The organism is Ensifer sp. SSB1 (genome assembly GCF_016652895.1).
Classification (GTDB): domain Bacteria; phylum Pseudomonadota; class Alphaproteobacteria; order Rhizobiales; family Rhizobiaceae; genus Ensifer.
Genome location: NZ_JAEPRP010000044.1, coordinates 13,012 through 31,539, shown reverse-complemented (window position 1 = coordinate 31,539; position 18,528 = coordinate 13,012). Strand labels below are relative to the sequence as shown.

Sequence of the window (18,528 nt, the reverse complement as noted above, 5' to 3'; positions counted from 1 at the left end):
ATTCGTTCATGTCGGGATGAGCCGTCGGACAACAGTGCGTTGTCAGGCTCGCATCCCTGCAAAACCGCCAATTTATGCGCGGATAATATTCAGACTTCTCGGCGCCACAAGCGATGCCCGCTTGCCTTTGCCGATCATTCGCAGGGAAAAACCTTGTGACACGAGCTCCGCCGCCGCCTCCAATGTTTTCACATAGACAGCATTCTTGGCATGATGTTTCACCGCCCCGAATTTCGGGTCGCCGAGGCAGTAACCCTTCGCGCTCAACTCGGGTTCTTCGTTGGCACCCTCGCGCGGCGCTAACCTTTCGATCCTGATAACCTTGCCTGTCATTTCAAACTCCTGACTAGTAAACGCGGTTAGACGCGACAACCGATCGGTCCTTTTAGAAATCCGCCTCGACAGGTCGCATAAGCATCGATAGGCTGCAAGGGTGTCAAACCCTGACACGCAAGCATACCAAGGGCTGACATGTCCTTTTCGAAAGCGCTGGATCTCATCCGCCTCGCTAGACTGGCCGCCAGCAGGCGCGGCGGGATCTCCCTCGAGGAAATCTGCGAAGAATTCGGTGTCGCCCACAGGACGGCGCAGCGCATGACCGATGCGCTGGAAACAAGCTTTGCCAATGTCGAGACCTTGGACGGGCTTGACCGCAAACGCCGTTGGCGGCTTACGGACCCGGCGCTTGAGCGGCTGCAGCTGCGCCAGGAAACGGCAATCGAGGCCTTGGAAATTGCCGGGCGCGCTGCCGAGACCGAGGGGCGGCTGCGACATGCCGGTGCGCTAAGCGACCTTCGCGATAGCCTGCTCGCCCGCCTAGCACCCAAGGAGGCGTTGCGGACGGAAACTGATGCCGAGGCGGTGCTGACAGCGATGGGATACGTCACGCGGCCCGGCCCGAAAGTGAACCTCCAACCTGCCGTTTTAGATGCGGTGATTGAAGCGCTGCGGGGGCCTTTCCGCCTGCGCTTACGTTATGGCGGGCTCGACGCCCCGGAACGGGTAATCGAGCCGCACGGCCTGCTGATGGGCCATCGCAGCTATCTGGTGGCCCGTCAGCCCGGCCGTGACGACACCTTGCGCAACTTTCGGATGGACCGCATCCATGCGGCCGAGACGATGGACGAGAGCTTTGCCTTCGCGCCCGGATTCTCGTTGCAGGACTATGCAGCACAGGCCTTCGGCGTCTATCAGGATCCCGCGCAATACGGTGAGGTGATCTGGCGGTTTGCACCCGAGGCCGCTACCCGCGCCGCCGAGTTTCGCTTTCATTCGACGCAGGTTCTCGAGCACCAGGACGACGGAAGCTTGATAGTCCGGTTTCACGCGGCAGGCTGGCTGGAGATGGCTTGGCATCTCTATCAATGGGGCGACAAGGTCGAGGTCTTGGCGCCCGAGGGCCTGCGCGCGCTGGTCGAGGGGCACCGCAGGCCCGATTTCAATGCACTGCCGTGATGGCTTTTTGAGGGGGAAGGGTGTCGCTGATGGGTGGTCTGAGCTTCAAGGATTTGAAAGACAAGCAGCGGGCGATCCGGGCTGGTTTTCCCGAAACCATGGGGCTGCGTGCCCATCGTGCGATCAGTTGGATCGGCCGGGCCGAGGCCTGCGGCGAGGACGATGATGCCCGGTTCATCTTTCTCTGGATCGCCTTCAATGCGGCCTACGCCGACGAGCGCGAATTCCAGTCAATCGCTCCCGGCGAACGCGCGGCCTTCCTTGACTTTTTCGGACGGCTGGCCGCGCTCGATGGTGACAAACGCATCTACAAGGCGATCTGGCAGCGATTTTCGGGGCCGGTCAGGGTGCTGCTCGAGAACCGTTATGTCTTCAACCCGTTCTGGCAGCACCACAATGGCATCGATGGCTTCGACGATTGGGAGGAACGGTTCAAAGCGTCATCCCGCGCTTTCGGCCAAGCGTTTCAAGCGGGCGATACCGCGCGTGTGTTGAGCTTCGTGTTTGACCGACTTTATGTCCTGCGCAACCAGCTGGTGCACGGCGGCGCGACTTGGAACAGCGGCGTGAACCGAGCGCAAGTGCATGATGGCGCTGCCATCCTCGCATTCCTGATGCCGGTGTTTGTCGACCTGATGATGGACAATTCCGGCAAGGACTGGGGCAAGCCGTTCTATCCTGTGATCGCATGACCTGTTCGCGAACGGATCGCATCGCATTGCAACTTCCGCTTTCTTGGCGTGGCATCTTGCATCCTCGACGCCGCAACCGACTGCTATAGCCTGTGAGACCAGATGACGAAGTCACTCCTAGAAGACGGAATTCTACCGGGGCTCCCAAATGACCTGATACGAGCTCAGTATGTCGCTGCTCCTGGCAACGAATTTGAATCCGGCAAGTTCTTGAGCGAGGAATCCTCCGCATGCTTGGCTGCGAACACCTTCGGCTTCTTCCTCGACAAACCAGCCACAATACCTTCGTTTCCAATCGAAGGCGAAAACTTCTGGCCCCCGCATTCCGTCAGGCTTGAGGTCGAGAACCGGTTCCCGTGGTCAGGCGGCGACACTCCTGGCTCGATGCTGTCGTTGAAACTCAATCATTGGTCTTGGGCATCGAGAGCAAGCGTTACGAGCCGTTCCGGAGTAAACGCAAGGCCGAACTGTCTGAAGCCTACTGGCGGCCGGTATGGGGCGAGCAGATGGAAAGATACTGCCGTCTACGTGATGATCTTCGTTCGAATGCTGTCGACTTCCACCGGCTCGATGTCGCTCAACTCATCAAACATGCCTTCGGCTTGCGAACGCGCGTACACCGGGAATCGGGCGCCCACGGTAAGAAACCCTTACTCCTCTACCTCTACGCCGAACCAATCTCCTGGCCCGATGGCCGCCCTATACCCGCGAAGCAAATCGCTGCTCATCGGAATGAAATAAGTCTCTTTGCCGAGAGAGTTGCCGGCGATGAGGTGAGCTTTGCTGCGCTCTCATACAGAGAATTGCTCAATGCCTGGAGAAATTCAAAAGATATGAATGTCCGCGCCCATGCTGATGTCATTATGGCCACGTTCAAACCCTGATTACTGCGAACGTCTGCTCAGCGCCCGAAAAGATGGCGCGAGGAGGTGGATGGTTTCATCTGCAAAGGCCAACCGGGCGACCTCGGATATCTCGTCACCCGCAGTGACCTCATAAAATGCGCCATTCAGCGCGTCCTTGATCACTGGGCAATTCACAGGCAGATCAGCCGATCTATCTGCAAGCGCGATCTGTGGTGCAACCCGTTGCAACAGCGCGGCCCAGCCTATGACCTGAGCCGTTGAAAGGATCAACACAATGGGCGTACCGCCTATCCCTGAAGCGCTGAAAAATCCGTGTGGAGGAATTTCCCGAGAATGGTTTTGTCCCCGTGTGCCTCTAGGAACGTTGCGCTTCTGTGCCAGCCCCCCTGAGCCATTTGAACCGCTCAGGGTCCTGGGAAAAGAGGAAGGCGGATATTCGCTTTCGTTCTTCCTTCGACACCCGTGCCAACACCGCTCGAATATCCTGATCGACGGAAAAGCGTTCCGTCCCACGCGCTTCAGCCTTGCAGTACCATGCGTGACCAGAGCTGAGGTCGCCAAGCTGCAATGATACCGCGCCGAGCAGTGTGCACGGGCGATAGTCGTCAGGTGTCAGATTATGGGCTTGTAATCCGAGGTCCTTCGCTTCCACGAACCGCTTGAGATCGCGGAGCGCGCCGCCTCGTGTCGTCATAAGGGCCGAGCGGATTTTCGGCAGTTTCTTGCGAGCATGTGCTGATGCCGTAGCGGTAATGGCGACTGCCTGCTGCGGCTCGTTCGCCTTCCGCCAGTGCGCGCTTGCATTGATCGCCGCCCAAGCATCGCCAGTCTCATTCCAATCCAGGGTCAGTGCCTCGGCCTCAACGCGGTGGTAAGCAATTCGCAGTTCATCGGTCAAACAGTATTCGGCATGCGAGGATACCCAGGCAAATTCCTCAGGGGAGATGCGCTTGCCGCTATCCAGACGTTTGATGAATGTCATCACCCGTGGATAGTGTTCGGGCTCGACATAGCCGACGCCAAATTTCCTTCGGAGATCCCTTGCTTCCTGGCGGCGGCGTAGGACAGGATCACTCTCCATCTTCTCAAAGTTGGCCTTGCTGGCCGCCTCCAGATAGGCCGCCCGTTCTGCCAGTAGTGTTCTCTCTCGCTCAGCATCCGCCTTCGCCGTGATCTTGCGCCTCGAGCGCTCGTCGGCTGATCGGGTCCTAAATTCTTCAGGCGAGATCGTGCCTATGGCGAGATCATACAAAGCTGCCAAACCGGCCTTCTGCAACCACGCAAGGGAGACTTCGGTTAGCGCTTCCCCGTCATTCATGCGCACGAGAATGCCATGCAACCGCGTGCCGGGCCGCGTCGCACCGGGCTAGTCATCAACTAAGTACTGCTCGGCCAGTGCTATTGGGGACGCCGTTCGCATCACCTTTCCTGTGCTTCACCAGATGCACGCATTTATGGGCAATGACAGCGCCCGGCGCAATCCAAAGGCGCCCCCCTTTCAGGAGCCTCTATCAAAGCCGTCGGCCAGCAGTGAGCCGCTATACCGGATATGATCGCCGCCAGCTCTGCGGCCTGCGTAGACCGCGCCGAAGTCAAATTGGCGTGGTGCCAAATGGTGCCATCTCCGCCCCCGACTGGACCACAAAAGTACCCCAAATGCACCAATCGGACGATCCGGGAATCTTTCCCGATAACTCTTGGCCGGCGCATTAACAGATTGCTTTCATTGAGAAATTTGTCTCACTTCAATCGAAGTGGTGCGCGGAGCTGATGGCGGACGCAATTCTGTCATTATGGAGCGCTCTCACTTGACACCGGAGAGGGGTGTGACAGTTTGCACGCATAGAGCGAGGAGTGGCGAATTGGCGATTAATTCCGAAACGTGTGAGGTGAAGGTCCGCGGCGAGTGGATCGAGCTGACGATCGAGGACGCTCTTCGATTGGACGCGTCCCGCACAAAGAGGTGCCCCGAATGCCACGGTCAGGTGCGCGCCCACACGAATGGCAGCAATGGCATGCGCACGCATTTCGAGCATTTCCGTCGCCACGATGGGTGTTCGAGGAGCGACGCCTTCAAGGGTGCGCGAAAGCTTCACCCACGGGCTTTGTCGTGAGCCGGAGGCGTAGGTGATCAAGTTGGCTGGCGTGTTGTTCCAGCACGTGAATTTTTGCAGAGGACAATGATGCTCGATCTCGATGAAGCTACTGCGCGAAGGATCATTGATGCAGTTGCCAATGCCATCGACGGCAAGGACGCCTCGGCCAAGACCTTCGGCGGCACACCGTTTGACCTCCTCTCCGAGTTTGATGCGTGGGGGCAAGGAAACAACAACAGCAAGAACGACACCACGCGAACCGATGCTCTAACGATTGCTTACCTGCTCTTCACTGGTGGCCGGATACCGTTGACCGGGATTCAGATGGACGGTGTGTGGTTTCGTCCTGACAAGTGGATCATTGGCGCCCTCGTGAAAAAGGGGCGTGCCATCATCGATGAGCAGAAGCAGGAGATCGCGCTTACGGCCGCTGGCTGGTCCTGGGTAGCGGGCGTATTAGAGGCCCTAAGCAAGACGAACAAGAGCGCTCCATGACCGATCGCCTCCTCCTCGACAAAGACGTTGAAGACGCACTTCAAGAAGCGGCCTTTCAGGTCGAGTTATCTCGAGAGGAGGTCATTGCCTTCATTTTAAGATCTTGGCTTGAAGACAACCGGTATTTGGATCCTCAGAGCGACGGCGATCAGGTTCCTTCAACCGTCGCTAATGCCAACGAGATGGAAGACGACGAAGAGTGGAACAGTCCCGAAGCCTTGGCTAAGTGGCGGACGCGCCACATAAGAGACCTCAACGAGCGTGCCATAGCATTTCACAAGCTGTGGCGCGAATTGGAGGAGGAGCGCCGCGAAGGCTACTGACCTTGTCCCCAAGTTCGATCCAATTTTAAGTTCGCTCCAGCGGTTTTGGGTTGCCGTATTTGGGGCGGTAGCAGCGGGTGCCGTGCGGAGCCATTTCGGCTGCGCAGCACCTTATCACGTTGCGTGTTGATCGTCTGAGCGAACTCGACAGGTGTCAGCCAGACGAGGCCAGAGTGCGGTCGGTGATCGTTGTAATCGCTGCGCCAGTTTGAAAGCGCTGATAGAGCAAGAGGCCGTGACGCGGTAGTGGAAGCGGCGGCATTCGTGCGCCAGTGCCTTCATTCGCGCGCGAAGGCCAAGGTCGTCGCTGCGTCTGGTTTCGTAACGAATCGCCGCCTCGACCGCGTGCGCGGCGTGCCCTATCCGCAACTTGTCAGAAAGACCACTGATCTCATGGCACATTCGCCTCTTGCCGGAGCGTCTCAGCTTGTGGTGGACGCTACTGGCGTGAGCGATCCCGTACTCGACATGCTTCGCAGCGCCGATTTGCAACCCGTTGCAGTGACCGGGTCACTGTATCGGCCTGTCTCATTTGACGTGGCGGCACTCGACGCCGCAATGTCCGTAAAAGATGGCCACGTCGGTGCGGATATTAACCGACCTTTTCTTCCTCTGGTTACCCATGCAAAATTCAATACCGCCTGCGTCGCCTCCAACCCACCGGCGAGATCGCCAAACCATTCTATTTCAACTACAATAGCGACGGCGCCTTTGAAGCGAAACGGCGGGCGGTCTATCTGGATGCTGATTGAACAAGACGTCAGGATCCTTGAGCGCAGATATTGATCGTGGGAATAGACGATGGCCGAAGAAGAATTCAAAGCAGCCTTCGCGAAAATCAAGGCCGACCTACGCCACTGCCTGATCATGCAAGCGGCCACCATAGTCGTCTCGCTGATGATATTGCTGAAACTATTCGAGAGCGGCCCTTGAGCCCCCCTCTCAAACAAGATCCCATACCAACAATGCCTGCCGGACTTCACGCGACAGGGTGAGCCTGTCGGGATGCTCGGCATCACCACCAGGGATGGTGCCGCGGTCTCTGAGGCAGGACCGGTACAAGGCGGGGAGCAAAGCCGATCCGCTATCCATGTCGACCTCATCAGCACCGAAATGTTTGGGCTGCACACCCCGGTGGCGCTGGCAGCCCGCTCTTCCGGGCGGCATTGCCGCCGATTTTTGCAACCCGTTGCACCGACCCCGGTGACTTGACTTGGTTATACATCTCGCCAAGGTTGCGACTCAGGCGAGGGAAGATCAAATGCAAGCGATTATGCAGGCGGGCAAAGCTGCTCCGCAGACGGCCAAAGAATTGGCTGAGAATGTACTATCTTGGGCAAAGCGGCATAACCTGTTCACGAAGGTTCCCCTTGAGGAAGCTGTTGATGAGGCTGCGGGTCGGTTTGTTGCGAGCGGAGATGCCTTTCGAGCGCAAGCGGTTGAGGAAATTCTCCGAAAGAAAGCGATCAACCTCGTCGGGTTCAGCGAACCGCAGAAGAAGGTCGTAATCTTCACCAACGGGAAGGTCAGCAAGGCGGATGAGAAAATCCTTCCGTTCCATTCGGCTGGTTTCACGTTTGAATACATTCAGGGAGGAATTGCGCAGGTTAAAGGGAGCCCACCCCCTCCGGAGATGCCGAAGCCGTTCAATCTGCATCAAGGCCGCTACACCTGTGGCTCGTCTATCTTTCCTGCTCATTGTATCGGCGCCGGCACTTTCGGATTGATCGTCAGAGATCAGGGCGGGGATCTTTTCGGCATGACGAATAATCACGTCGCTGGCGCGTGCAACAATGCGATGCCAGGCTTACCAATCCTAGCGCCCGGCCCGTTGGATGCGACCGAGGATGCCTGCGACCCATTCACTATCGGACGCCATCACCGACTCCTTCCAATCAACGACGGCATTCCTGAAAACATCGCGATCGACGTTAACTGGGATGTGAGCATCTTTCGACTGTCTGATGCCTCCAAGGTGACCTCCATGCAAGGCACAGCTTTCGACACGCCGGCGGTCGTCGCAGCCCCGGTGCCCTCGATGCAGGTAGAGAAGGTCGGGCGCACAACGGGCCGGACATCCGGAATCATCGTCGCGCAGTCGGCCTCTCCCGTTCCCGTTCACTACCAAGTTGCCGAATACGGGGTCCGGAAAAATGTCTACTTCGAAAGCGTATTCATTGTCGTCGGAGACAATGAGCAGCCATTCTCAAAAGCCGGAGACTCCGGATCGCTGGTTGTAGCGGACGATGGCAATGGGAACAAAGTTGCGGTAGGCTTAGTCTTCGCAGGGAATGAACAAAGAGGCTTATCATTCATTTTACCCCTGCCTGAGATAATGAATAAGCTGTCTTTGGAGATCGTGTCAGGACACCATGTATAACCGCCACACCAAGGCCGTAGATGCCGCTGTTGCGTTGGCGAAGTCCCTCTCTCTTCCGAGTGGGAAGGGGAGCGTTTTCGCGTGGCATGACGCTGGTGGTGACCGCATTGTCGTAGCTGCTGATCGAAAGTGGATAGCAGCGCACAGAACGATCCCGGCAATTTTTCGCGGGTATCCAGTTGAAGTCAGCGACCGGTTTGATGCTGTCGCACACGCCAGGCATTAACTCCCCTTTGACGCAAGCCTCAAATCCGGACGCGATTCCTCCGGTGCCAACTGGTGCCAACTCAACCCCCGACCAGAGCACAAATCGACCCCAAATGAGCCCCAAATGGCGCCATCAGGGCCCTAGTGGCTGAGGGCCACTTAGAGCCTTCTCACACAGCAAGCCATTGATATAAAAAAGAAAAACCGATATCTGATTCGCCCAGAATGAAAGTAACGGATGGCGGACGCAATTTTGACATCGTAGGGGTCACAAGTTCGATCCTTGTCACGCCCACCATTCGAATTCAAAGGGCCTTTCGAGAAATCGAGAGGCCCTTTTTCGTTCGGCCCGTCACGCGCCGGTCGATGGCTCCGCCCCCCGCGCCGAGCCTGTACGAAGTTTAATGTTTCCGTCATGGAAGAGCCCGGTTTCGCGCCCTAATTTGCATGCGCAGTCTGAAGGTACCTGCAGACCATCACATCCGTAAACCAACGGGCGGCAACGCATCTCGCGCTCGATGCGCGACGGCGACGCCGGCCGCAGCTTCTCTGAATGGGAAAGGAACGGACATGCCGGCAGTCAAGAACATCCTGCTCGTACACGGCGCCTGGGGCGATGCATCCCATTGGCGCCACGTGATCCCGCCGCTCCACGCCAAGGGCTACAGGATCGCCGCGGTACAGAACCCGCTGGCGTCGCTGGCCAACGATGTGGAGCGCACCCGCAAGCTCGCCGAATCGCTCGACGGCCCGACCCTGCTCGTCGGCCACTCCTATGGCGGCGCGGTGATCAGCGGTGCGGGCCACGCATCCAATGTCGTCGGCCTCGTCTATGTCGCGGCCTTCGCACCCGATGAGGGCGACAGCCTCGGCAGCATTTTCGCAAGGCGCGATCCGCCCTCCGGTGCAGCCAGCATCCGGCCCGACAAGGAGGGTTTCCTCTGGTTGGCGCAAGACACCTTCCGCCAGAGCTTCGGCCAGGACCTGAACGAAACCGATGCGCTGGTCATGGCGGTGGCACAGAAGCCGATTGCCGGGCGTTGCTTCGAGGACAAGGCCGGGCCGCCGGCCTGGAAGACGAAGCCGAGCTGGTACCAGGTCTCGCGCCACGACAACATGATCCCGCCGGAAACCGAACAGTGGATGGCCGAACGCATCAAGGCGAAGAAGATCATCACGCTCGACGCCAGCCACGCCTCGCTTGCTTCGCACGCCAAGGAAATTGTCGCGCTGATCGATGAGGCGATCGCCGCGCTCGGCTAGACCCGGCGCGCAACGCATCGCTTCAAAACAAACTTGCCGTAAAGACGACCCCGTCGATCGCCGGATCGACGGGGTCTCGTTCCAGGATCGCCGCCGAAATCGCCGATGGCCAATCGTCCAGGATCGACGTCTTAGTGCACCATCGCCGAGGCGACGGACATCAGTTCCTCGCGCCGCGGGACGCCGAACAGGTTCTGGCCACCGCCCGGCACTTCGGTAAAGCTCCAGCGCACGACGCCGTCCCGATCGAGCAGGAACTCACCGATGAGTTGCCCGGTCCCAGTCGCCATCATCCGTTCGTCAGCCTCGGTGATCTGGTAGTCCTCCACCTTGTCGAGATAGGCCATGGCTGCAATCGGATCCATCGGTGCCGGCAATTCGCCCGGCAGATCCACCTTCATCGCCATGATCGTCTTCTGGGCGACTTTGTACGGCCAGGCGTCCTCGTCCTCGGTAAATTCGAGGTTGGGCAGCCCGAATGCCCGATGCGAAACCCTTTCCGGATCGGCGGCGGCCATCAAGTTCGGCACGGGATGATAGCGGAAATAGAGGCGCGCCCGATCGATCGGCGTATTGACGACCGTCAGGCTCTCGATGCCCTTCTCCCGCAAGGCGCCGTCGAGTTGCGCCATGGCCGCGATCTGCCGCCTGCAGAACGGACAATGCAGGCCGCGGAACAGGCCAACCAGGACCGGTTTGCGGCCACGAAAATCGTCAAGGGCGATCTGACCTTCCTGCGTGATTGCGTCGAGCACCACATTCGGCGCCCGATCACCCGGCTGCAATGGCCGTCCACTCAGCGGCTCAACCATGTTTCGTCTCCTTGTCCCGGCCGGAATACCCCTGGTACGCCTTATGGCAAGGCAGGCATTTTCTCTCCGGCAAGCTGTGTGCAGCAATAAAAAACGCGGACGCCGCGCCCAGGGCGACGATCGGAATGTCAGTCGAGAAACGGCAAGATCATCAACGCTTCGGGATCGAGGCCATATTGCGCACATATGTCTCGCGCCGAAGCGAAGTACCTTTCCGCTGCATCGAGATCGCCGGCGTCCAGGCAGAGCGTCGCCAAGCCATCATAACACGGAAACAGGAGCTGCGCCTCTTGCGTTTCTCCGCAAAGATCGAGCGCCTCCTGATAGAGGCCGCGAGCGACATCTGATCGGCCATGACATTGATGGATTTGGCCGAGCACCAGCAGCGACACCGGCAGATGGTCGCGCTGGTCGAGTTCCCGGTCGATCGCAATCGCACGCTCCGCTGCCGGCATGCCGTCCGGCGAGCAACGATCGGTGAAGGTGCAATAGGCGACGGCGAGGTTGGCGAGCAGGCGCGCCTGAAAACCGAGGTCGCCGATACGCCTCGCCATATCGAAACCGCACTGACAAACCTCAATCGCGCGTTTCGGATCGGTGACCGCGTAGAAAACGGCCAGATTGGTGTAGCCGCGGCAGGCGGCATTCAGCAGGTTCGCGCCTTCCGCCACCGCGACGCTTTGCTCGACGATACCGATCGCTTCTGCGCTGCGGCCAAGGCGGGCAAGCGTCACGCCCTTGGTGTTCAGCGCTTCGGCCGTGACCCGCATCGCCTCCCGCTCAGTTTCCGGGCTGTCCGGCGCATAGGCCTCGATGCGATCCAGGGCGTCGTCCGCTGCCTTGAGAGCGCCTGCATAGTCGCCCATGCGGAAGGCGAGATGGCCGCATTCCTGTGAAAGATGCGCACCTTCGATCGGTGCGCTGACGCCTTCGAGCAGCTCGGCGGCTGCCGCAAAGGAAGCCAGCGCCTCGTCGCGCCGCCCGGCTTCCCACAGATGATGACCGAATTTGCGCCGGATCCGTGCCGATGCAATCCGATCGTCCGTGGCCCGGTAAATCTCCAGCAGGGCGCCGTAGTGCTGAACCGCCGCCTCGCGCTGGCCGGTCGGCCCCAGAAGATCGGCGACGCGTTCGCGTGCAGCCAGCCATTCGGGCCCCTCTTCGCCGGTGGCCGCCAGCGCCGCCATCGCCTGTTCGTAGAGCCGGATGGCATCATCATTGGCATAGAGCGCCCGCGCCCGGTCTCCGGCCGCAACCAGGTATTGCGCGCCTTTGACCTTTTGCTCGGAGAGACCGAAATGGTGGCCGAGCAGCGCCATTTCTTCGAGCCGTTCGGTATCTTCGCCGAACCGATGCTCCAGCACCTTGCCAATCAACGCATGCTCTTCCGTGCGCCGGCTGAGCAGCAGATTGTTGTAGACCACCTCCTGCAACAGCGTCTGGGTAAACCGATAGGTCTGCGTACCCGGCGACCCGCCGCCGTCGCTCACTTCTTCGATGATCTCCGTGTCGCAAAGCAGATCGAGAAGCGCGTCCACCGGCGTCCGCCCCGAAACCACCTGCAGCAGATCCGCATCGAAGCGCGGCCCGATCATCGCAGCGTGATGCAGCAATCGGCGGGCGTCCGGCGGCAGCCGATCGACGCGGCCGAGCAGCATCGCCTCGATGGTGACCGGTATGTCGGCGGCCGCCTCGCGATCCACCATCCGCCAGACCGAGCCAATCTGCTGCATGGCGGAAACGTCGATCAAGCCGCGCACGATTTCCTCGATGAACAGGGGATTGCCTCCGGCCCGTGCCAAAATCCGCGCGGCGAGCGCCTGGGGCAAGCCGTCTCCACCGAAGAAGGCCGCAAGCAGTCGTCGCCTGTCGGCTTCTGAAAGCGGTGCGAGCCGCAGCGCGGTCAAGCTTGTACGGCCGGGCTTCAGCCGATCGGCATCGGCGTCAGGCCGCTGGGTGGTCAAGAGCATCAACGGGCGGCCTTCCGTCCGCTCGAGAACGAAAGACAAGGCCTCGAGCGAGGCAGCATCGGCCCTGTGCAGGTCCTCGATCACAAGCAGCAAGGGGGTTCGTGACAGGCGCCGCTCGAAAATCGCTCTCACTGCTGCAAAAAGCTGCCGGCGCATCTGTTCCGGCTCGACGTGGCGCAACAGCTCATCCCGGGAATCCATGCCAAGGATCCGCAGGAACAGGGGCACGAGTTGTTCGAGCTTGTCTTGAGCGAAACCGATGTCGGCCAATCCAGCCGCAAGCAGCTCTGTCGTCCGCTGCAGGCTGTCGCCCATCGAAATCCCGTAGGCACCGCGCAACACCGCCGCAAGAACGCCATAGGACGGCTCACCGAGCGAAGAACTACCGGCGCGGCGAACGACGACGTTCGAAAATCGCGGATCCCCGGTTACGCGTTCAACGAATTCGCTGGCCAGCCGCGACTTTCCGAGCCCTGCCTCTCCGGTCAGGCGCACGAGTTGCGCCGTCCCGCCGCAGGCAAGCTCGAGGCAATCAATGAGGCGCTTCATCTCCGCCTCACGCCCGATCAGGGGCGCGCCCAGTCCTAGCGCCTCGAGACCCCGAGCCGTGCGCGGCGCCTCCAGAGACTGCATCAGCCTGAAGACTTCGACGCTGCCTGCCTTGCCGCGCAGCGTCATCGCGCCAAGCGCCTCATAGGCAAAGGCGTGGCAGGTCAACCGATAGGTCACCGGCCCGACGAGGATCTCCCCAGGCCCTGCGAGCGACTGCAGCCGCTGCGCCGTGTTGACCGCGTCACCGGTCACCGAATAGGCCTTGCCGTCGCCAGCCCCCAGATGCCCGGCCACGACGGTCCCGGTGTTGAGCCCGATATGAAGGTTCAGCGGCTCGCCGATCCGCGACTGCCAGCGTTCGCCGACCCGTCTTGCCCGGCCGGCCATGTCGAGCGCGGCCCGAAGCGCCCTCTCGGAATCGTCTTCGTGCGCAACCGGCGCGCCGAAGAGGGCAAGCAAGGCGTCGCCGATGAATTTGTCGACGTAGCCACCGTAGGCCTCGACCGCTTCGGTCAGTTCTTCAAAGAGCTCGTTCTGGAAAGCCCTGAGGACTTCCGGATCCACCTGCTCACCGAGACCGGTAAAGCCGCAAAGGTCGGCAAAGAGAATGGTGGCCGTGCGGCGGTCGGCGCCCGCATCCTCGTCCGGCGACGGCCCCTCGCCACCCGATCTTACCTGAGGCGTTTCGGCTACCGTCGGTCGCGAAGCCGTCGGCTTGATGGAAGCTGGGGCTGCGAGCCGGGTGCCGCAGGTGGGGCAAAACGAGAAGTGTGGCGGGCAAAGTGCGCCGCAACCGGGGCATGGGCCATGCTGCTTGGTGCCGCAGTTCGGGCAAAACGCGAACCCGTCTTGGATCTCGCAACCGCACTCGTGGCAGTTCATCGACGACGAACCTTCGAAGAGCCCCGGTTGGCATGGCAGATGCCGGACCGGCCGAGGCATGTGGCTTGGCAAGAATGAACCTGCGTCCGCGGCTTTGCAAGCAACAGCCAATCCAGAACGCGGACCACGGATGCGGCCCGCCCCATGACACTGGCAAGCGGCGCATTCGACGGCGGTCTCCCGACCGATCGGTCGAAACTTGCCGACGAGCCCGCCACACCGTCAGGAATGGTTCCGGCGCGCCTTTGGCGAGCGTGAAAACGTGTCGAGATCGATAGCCGCCCCCTCCGGCGCGCGGCACACCTCTTCCGGGTGCCGGTCGCTGGCCTCGACGGCGAAGTGGATCGCCGCGGTCTCATTGGTGAAGAGGCCGCCGACGACGCCCTTGCGGTCGGAAACGACCCACCAGCCGTGCCGGTCGCGACCGACAACGAAACGCGCACGCGCGAGAAAGCCGCGCCGGATCTGCTGCGTACTGCCCATGATGGAATGATCCTCGTTGATGAGAAAGAAGACTTAACCGGCAAGCCACGGGATGATCGCCTGGATGCCATAGGCGAGTCCGAGAACGACACCGAGCCGGATGCCGATGCCGAGAAAGGCGTCGCGAACCGCGCTGTCATTGCGGCGGTTCTCGATTTTTTCGTTGCCATGGGCGCGTCGGTTCAGCTCGGCGCGGGCGGCAAGATGCGGAAGGCGTGACATGATTTGTCTCCTGGTGGACGAGAGACCGGCCACGCGCACGCCCTGGAACAAAACTCCGCGGGGCGAAAGGCGAGGCTGGACCGGAATTTGCTCGGGATGATGGGAACTCAGCTCGCGAGCGCGAAGCGGAGGTCGCCGCCGACATGGGAAGCGGGCGGTTCGCTCAGCGGTTCGAGGGCCGCGCGGATCTCGGCCGCCGTTTCCGGCGCAACCGGCGTCAACGGCAGGCGCAGTTCGGGGCTGAGGGCGCGCGCCAGGTGCAGCGCATATTTGACCGGTCCCGGATTGGTCTCGCGCTCCAGCGCCACCAGCAACGGCCTCAGCCGCTCATGGATGGCAATCGCCGCCCCGACATTGCCGCTCGCAATCGCCTGATGCATCGCCACGACCAGCCGCGGCACGACATTGGATGCCACCGATATGGTGCCGTGTCCGCCGCACAGATTGAAGGGCAGCGCCGTCTGGTCATGGCCGGAAAACGGGTGAAGGCGGTTCTTCAGCGCAGCCGGCATCGAAAGAAGCCGACCGATGTCGCCGGTCGCATCCTTGATGCCGACGATTCCTGGAAGCTCCGCCAGCCGCTCAAGCGTGCGCGGCGCAAGATCGACACCTGTGCGCGAAGGGACATTGTAGAGAATGACAGGTAGGTCGACAGCACCGACGATCGCCTCGAAGTGCCGATAAAGCCCCTCCTGCGACGGTTTGCTGTAATAGGGCGCGACCACGAGCGCCGCATCCGCGCCGAGCGCCTTGGCTTCGGCTGTCAGGGCGATCGTCGTCTCGGTGCTGTTGGTGCCGGTGCCGACGATAACGGGGATTTTGCGCTCGGCGACCTCAACGCAGCGCTCGATCACCAATGCCCGTTCGGCGCGCGACAGCGTCGGCGCCTCACTGGTGGTGCCGCAGGCAACGATGCCGGAAATGCCGTGGCGGATCTGCCATTCGACCAGCGACATCAGGCCGACGACATCGACCTTGCCGTCGCGAAACGGCGTGACGAGCGCCGTGATCGCCCCTTCGAGGCGCAGCGAATGCATGCTCATGGAAATATCCTTCAGGTGGGAAACTGGCCGCGATCGGTAGCTGCGATGGCAAGCTGGTGGCCGCGGCAGGAGCGTAACAAGGCGCCGAGAATGGCCGCCGCCGGATCGACATGGTGTGCCTTGTAGGTGACCCGGCCGGAACCTGGCGGCTGATAGCGCAGCACACAGGTCCAGATCCCCAGTTCATGACTGAGGCTGCGCAGGCAGAGTTTTGCCTCGGTGGTCGAAGTCAGGTGAATGACCGCGTCGACCAGGGCATCGGCCGCCATCAGTTCGCGGAACCGAGGCGATGGCCACGCGCCGGCGGCAAGCTCCGGAAGCTCCCGGATGACCCGAACCGCCTCCCAGACGTGATGCTCGCGCAGGCGGCGAACGGCGGTCAGCCGCAGCAGCAGCGCTTCCAGTTCATCCGGATGCGGCTCGGTGGCATCGGGTTGCTCTCGCGGAGCCTGCGGCGGTAGGATTGGGAGATGACGGCGGAAGCGGAAATCATGAAGAGACATGGCACTCATCCGTGTTCGATGGAGAGAGGCTAGCCCCGTCAGGCGTCGGGATTCGATTCCGACTTCAAGCAGCCGGCATAAGATTTCCGTAAAGCGCGCCGATTGCGGCTGTCCAAGCCGTCAGAGCCCGGCTAGATTTGCGTTTGAAGGTTGGTGGACCGGGCCGAAATCCGCGCGCACGGCGTCGAAATAATCTGACGCAAAAGATGACGCGCACGCAATTTTGCGCTAGGTAGCCCCTTCGGTGGCGATCCGGATCGCCATATCCGTGCAATACCCCCTGTCCGTGAAGGAACATGCCATGCCTGCCTATCGCTCACGTACCACCACCCACGGCCGCAACATGGCCGGTGCCCGCGGCCTCTGGCGCGCGACGGGCATGAAGGACAGCGATTTTGGCAAGCCGATTATTGCGGTGGTGAACTCGTTCACCCAGTTCGTACCGGGCCACGTGCACCTCAAGGATCTCGGCCAGCTCGTTGCCCGCGAGATCGAGGCAGCCGGCGGCGTCGCCAAGGAATTCAACACCATCGCCGTCGACGACGGCATCGCGATGGGTCACGACGGCATGCTCTATTCGCTGCCGTCGCGCGAGATCATCGCGGACTCCGTCGAGTACATGGTCAATGCGCACTGCGCCGACGCCATGGTCTGCATCTCCAACTGTGACAAGATCACGCCCGGCATGCTGATGGCGGCGCTCCGCCTCAACATCCCCGCCGTCTTCGTTTCCGGCGGCCCGATGGAAGCCGGCAAGGTCGTGCTGCACGGCAAGACGCATGCGCTCGACCTGGTCGACGCCATGGTCGCCGCCGCCGACGACAACGTGTCGGACGAGGACGTCAAGGTCATCGAGCGCTCCGCCTGCCCGACCTGCGGCTCCTGCTCCGGCATGTTCACCGCCAACTCGATGAACTGTCTGACCGAGGCGCTTGGCCTGTCGCTGCCCGGCAACGGCTCGACGCTCGCCACCCACGCCGACCGCAAGCGCCTGTTCGTCGAAGCGGGCCACCTGGTCGTCGATCTCGCCCGCCGCTACTACGAGCAGGAGGACGAGAACATCCTGCCGCGCAACGTCGCCTCCAAGAAGGCCTTCGAAAACGCCATGGCCCTCGACATCGCCATGGGCGGCTCGACCAACACCGTTCTGCACATTCTGGCCGCCGCCCATGAGGGCGAGGTCGATTTCACCATGGCCGACATCGACCGCCTGTCGCGCAAGGTTCCCTGCCTGTCGAAGGTCGCTCCGGCGAAAAGCGACGTGCACATGGAAGACGTACACCGCGCCGGCGGCATCATGTCGATCCTCGGCGAACTCGAGAAGGGCGGCCTCATCAACCGCGATTGCCCGACCGTGCACAGCGCGACGATCGGCGACGCGATCGACCGCTGGGACATCACCCGCACCTCGAGCGAAACGGTTCGCAACTTCTTCCGCGCGGCGCCGGGCGGCATCCCGACCCAGGTCGCCTTCAGCCAGGAAGCCCGCTGGGACGAGCTCGATACCGACCGTGAAAAGGGCGTCATCCGTTCGGTCCAACACCCCTTCTCCAAGGACGGCGGCCTCGCCGTCCTCAAGGGTAACATCGCGATCGACGGCTGCATCGTAAAGACGGCGGGCGTCGACGAAAGCATCCTGAAGTTCTCCGGTCCGGCCCGCGTCTTTGAAAGCCAGGACGCATCGGTCAAGGCGATCCTTGCCAACGAGATCAAGGCCGGCGACGTCGTCGTGATCCGCTATGAAGGCCCGAAGGGCGGCCCTGGCATGCAGGAAATGCTCTATCCGACGAGCTACCTGAAGTCGAAGGGCCTCGGCAAGGCCTGCGCGCTGATCACCGACGGCCGCTTCTCCGGCGGCACCTCGGGTCTATCGATCGGCCACGTCTCGCCGGAAGCGGCCAATGGCGGCACGATCGGCCTGGTGCGCGAAGGCGACATGATCGACATCGACATCCCGAAGCGCACGATCAGCCTGCGTGTCGACGAAGCAGAACTTGCAAACCGCCGCGCCGAACAGGACGCCAAGGGCTGGAAGCCGGCCGAGCAGCGCAAGCGCAAGGTGACGACCGCGCTCAAGGCCTATGCGGCTTTCGCCACCTCCGCCGACCGCGGCGCAGTGCGCGACCTCGGCGAGCACTGAGCCGCCTGCAGATAACGACGAAGAAAGGCTCCCGGGATCCGGGAGCTTTTTTCTTGGCCGGATTTTGCGGTCGTATGGCCGCGTTCAGCACCGCTGCCTTCTTTGCCGGATGAGGTGCATCTGGTATTTTAGACCGCCCTAAGA

18 protein-coding genes and 1 pseudogene are annotated in these 18,528 nt (G+C 61.2%); 10 read left to right on the top strand and 9 right to left on the bottom strand.

The window, feature by feature from the left end:
• Positions 1–72: 72 nt before the first annotated feature.
• Positions 73–333 (bottom strand): hypothetical protein, encoded by a 261-nt coding sequence (locus I8N66_RS13505; protein WP_291154408.1) that lies wholly within the window; start codon positions 331–333, stop codon positions 73–75.
• A 138-nt stretch (positions 334–471) separates the two neighbouring features.
• On the opposite strand from I8N66_RS13505, the gene I8N66_RS13500 reads away from it, so the two are divergent.
• The 3 genes from I8N66_RS13500 to I8N66_RS13490 all read left to right on the top strand — a co-directional run bounded on the left by I8N66_RS13500 (position 472) and on the right by I8N66_RS13490 (position 3,031).
• Positions 472–1,455, top strand: a complete 984-nt coding sequence (locus tag I8N66_RS13500) for a WYL domain-containing protein (RefSeq protein WP_291154405.1) — start codon at positions 472–474, stop codon at positions 1,453–1,455.
• A 29-nt stretch (positions 1,456–1,484) separates the two neighbouring features.
• Positions 1,485–2,147, top strand: coding sequence for a HEPN domain-containing protein (locus tag I8N66_RS13495; protein WP_291154403.1), 663 nt, complete (start codon positions 1,485–1,487; stop codon positions 2,145–2,147).
• Positions 2,148–2,560: 413 nt separating this feature from the next.
• The gene (locus I8N66_RS13490; protein WP_291154401.1) at positions 2,561–3,031 is read left to right on the top strand and encodes a hypothetical protein; all 471 of its coding nucleotides are present in this window, start codon (positions 2,561–2,563) and stop codon (positions 3,029–3,031) included.
• 337 nt (positions 3,032–3,368) lie between these two features.
• Here I8N66_RS13490 and I8N66_RS13485 read toward each other — a convergent pair whose 3' ends face one another.
• Positions 3,369–4,352 carry a hypothetical protein gene (locus I8N66_RS13485; protein ID WP_291154399.1) on the bottom strand — a complete coding sequence of 328 codons (984 nt, stop codon included), beginning with the start codon at positions 4,350–4,352 and terminating at the stop codon, positions 3,369–3,371.
• 841 nt (positions 4,353–5,193) lie between these two features.
• On the opposite strand from I8N66_RS13485, the gene I8N66_RS13480 reads away from it, so the two are divergent.
• Both I8N66_RS13480 and I8N66_RS13475 read left to right on the top strand, forming a co-directional pair.
• Positions 5,194–5,604, top strand: coding sequence for a hypothetical protein (locus I8N66_RS13480; RefSeq protein WP_291154397.1), 411 nt, complete (start codon positions 5,194–5,196; stop codon positions 5,602–5,604).
• Positions 5,601–5,927 carry a hypothetical protein gene (locus tag I8N66_RS13475; RefSeq protein ID WP_291154395.1) on the top strand — a complete coding sequence of 109 codons (327 nt, stop codon included), beginning with the start codon at positions 5,601–5,603 and terminating at the stop codon, positions 5,925–5,927. The genes I8N66_RS13480 and I8N66_RS13475 overlap by 4 nt, the downstream gene beginning before the upstream one ends.
• A gap of 18 nt (positions 5,928–5,945) precedes the next feature.
• Here I8N66_RS13475 and I8N66_RS13470 read toward each other — a convergent pair.
• Positions 5,946–6,154, bottom strand: a pseudogene (locus I8N66_RS13470) (integrase core domain-containing protein); the annotation flags it as partial.
• Between the two features lie 19 nt (positions 6,155–6,173).
• Between I8N66_RS13470 and I8N66_RS13465 the strand changes: the two are divergent.
• From I8N66_RS13465 to I8N66_RS13450, 4 genes are all read left to right on the top strand, one after another.
• The gene (locus tag I8N66_RS13465) at positions 6,174–6,713 is read left to right on the top strand and encodes a hypothetical protein (RefSeq protein ID WP_291154394.1); all 540 of its coding nucleotides are present in this window, start codon (positions 6,174–6,176) and stop codon (positions 6,711–6,713) included.
• A gap of 15 nt (positions 6,714–6,728) precedes the next feature.
• Positions 6,729–6,860: a hypothetical protein gene (locus I8N66_RS13460; protein WP_291154392.1), complete on the top strand. Its 132-nt coding sequence runs from the start codon at positions 6,729–6,731 to the stop codon at positions 6,858–6,860.
• 328 nt (positions 6,861–7,188) lie between these two features.
• Positions 7,189–8,307: a hypothetical protein gene (locus I8N66_RS13455; RefSeq protein ID WP_291154390.1), complete on the top strand. Its 1,119-nt coding sequence runs from the start codon at positions 7,189–7,191 to the stop codon at positions 8,305–8,307.
• A 777-nt stretch (positions 8,308–9,084) separates the two neighbouring features.
• Positions 9,085–9,777: an alpha/beta hydrolase gene (locus tag I8N66_RS13450; RefSeq protein ID WP_291154388.1), complete on the top strand. Its 693-nt coding sequence runs from the start codon at positions 9,085–9,087 to the stop codon at positions 9,775–9,777.
• A gap of 131 nt (positions 9,778–9,908) precedes the next feature.
• Here I8N66_RS13450 and I8N66_RS13445 read toward each other — a convergent pair whose 3' ends face one another.
• From I8N66_RS13445 to I8N66_RS13420, 6 genes are all read right to left on the bottom strand, one after another.
• Positions 9,909–10,589 (bottom strand): peroxiredoxin-like family protein, encoded by a 681-nt coding sequence (locus I8N66_RS13445; protein ID WP_113541184.1) that lies wholly within the window; start codon positions 10,587–10,589, stop codon positions 9,909–9,911.
• Positions 10,590–10,717: 128 nt separating this feature from the next.
• Positions 10,718–13,993 (bottom strand): adenylate/guanylate cyclase domain-containing protein, encoded by a 3,276-nt coding sequence (locus I8N66_RS13440; protein ID WP_291154385.1) that lies wholly within the window; start codon positions 13,991–13,993, stop codon positions 10,718–10,720.
• Positions 13,994–14,215: 222 nt separating this feature from the next.
• Entirely contained in the window at positions 14,216–14,476 is a 261-nt protein-coding gene (locus I8N66_RS13435) for a hypothetical protein (RefSeq protein WP_291154383.1), read from the bottom strand.
• 33 nt (positions 14,477–14,509) lie between these two features.
• Entirely contained in the window at positions 14,510–14,698 is a 189-nt protein-coding gene (locus tag I8N66_RS13430; RefSeq protein ID WP_113541181.1) for a hypothetical protein, read from the bottom strand.
• A gap of 107 nt (positions 14,699–14,805) precedes the next feature.
• Positions 14,806–15,741 carry a 4-hydroxy-tetrahydrodipicolinate synthase gene (gene dapA, locus I8N66_RS13425; RefSeq protein WP_291154380.1) on the bottom strand — a complete coding sequence of 312 codons (936 nt, stop codon included), beginning with the start codon at positions 15,739–15,741 and terminating at the stop codon, positions 14,806–14,808.
• An 11-nt stretch (positions 15,742–15,752) separates the two neighbouring features.
• Positions 15,753–16,244 (bottom strand): hypothetical protein, encoded by a 492-nt coding sequence (locus I8N66_RS13420; protein WP_291154378.1) that lies wholly within the window; start codon positions 16,242–16,244, stop codon positions 15,753–15,755.
• Between the two features lie 301 nt (positions 16,245–16,545).
• Between I8N66_RS13420 and ilvD the strand changes: the two genes are divergently transcribed.
• Complete coding sequence (gene ilvD, locus I8N66_RS13415; protein ID WP_291154376.1) at positions 16,546–18,384, top strand: dihydroxy-acid dehydratase; 1,839 nt, start codon at positions 16,546–16,548, stop codon at positions 18,382–18,384.
• The last annotated feature ends 144 nt before the right edge of the window (positions 18,385–18,528 follow it).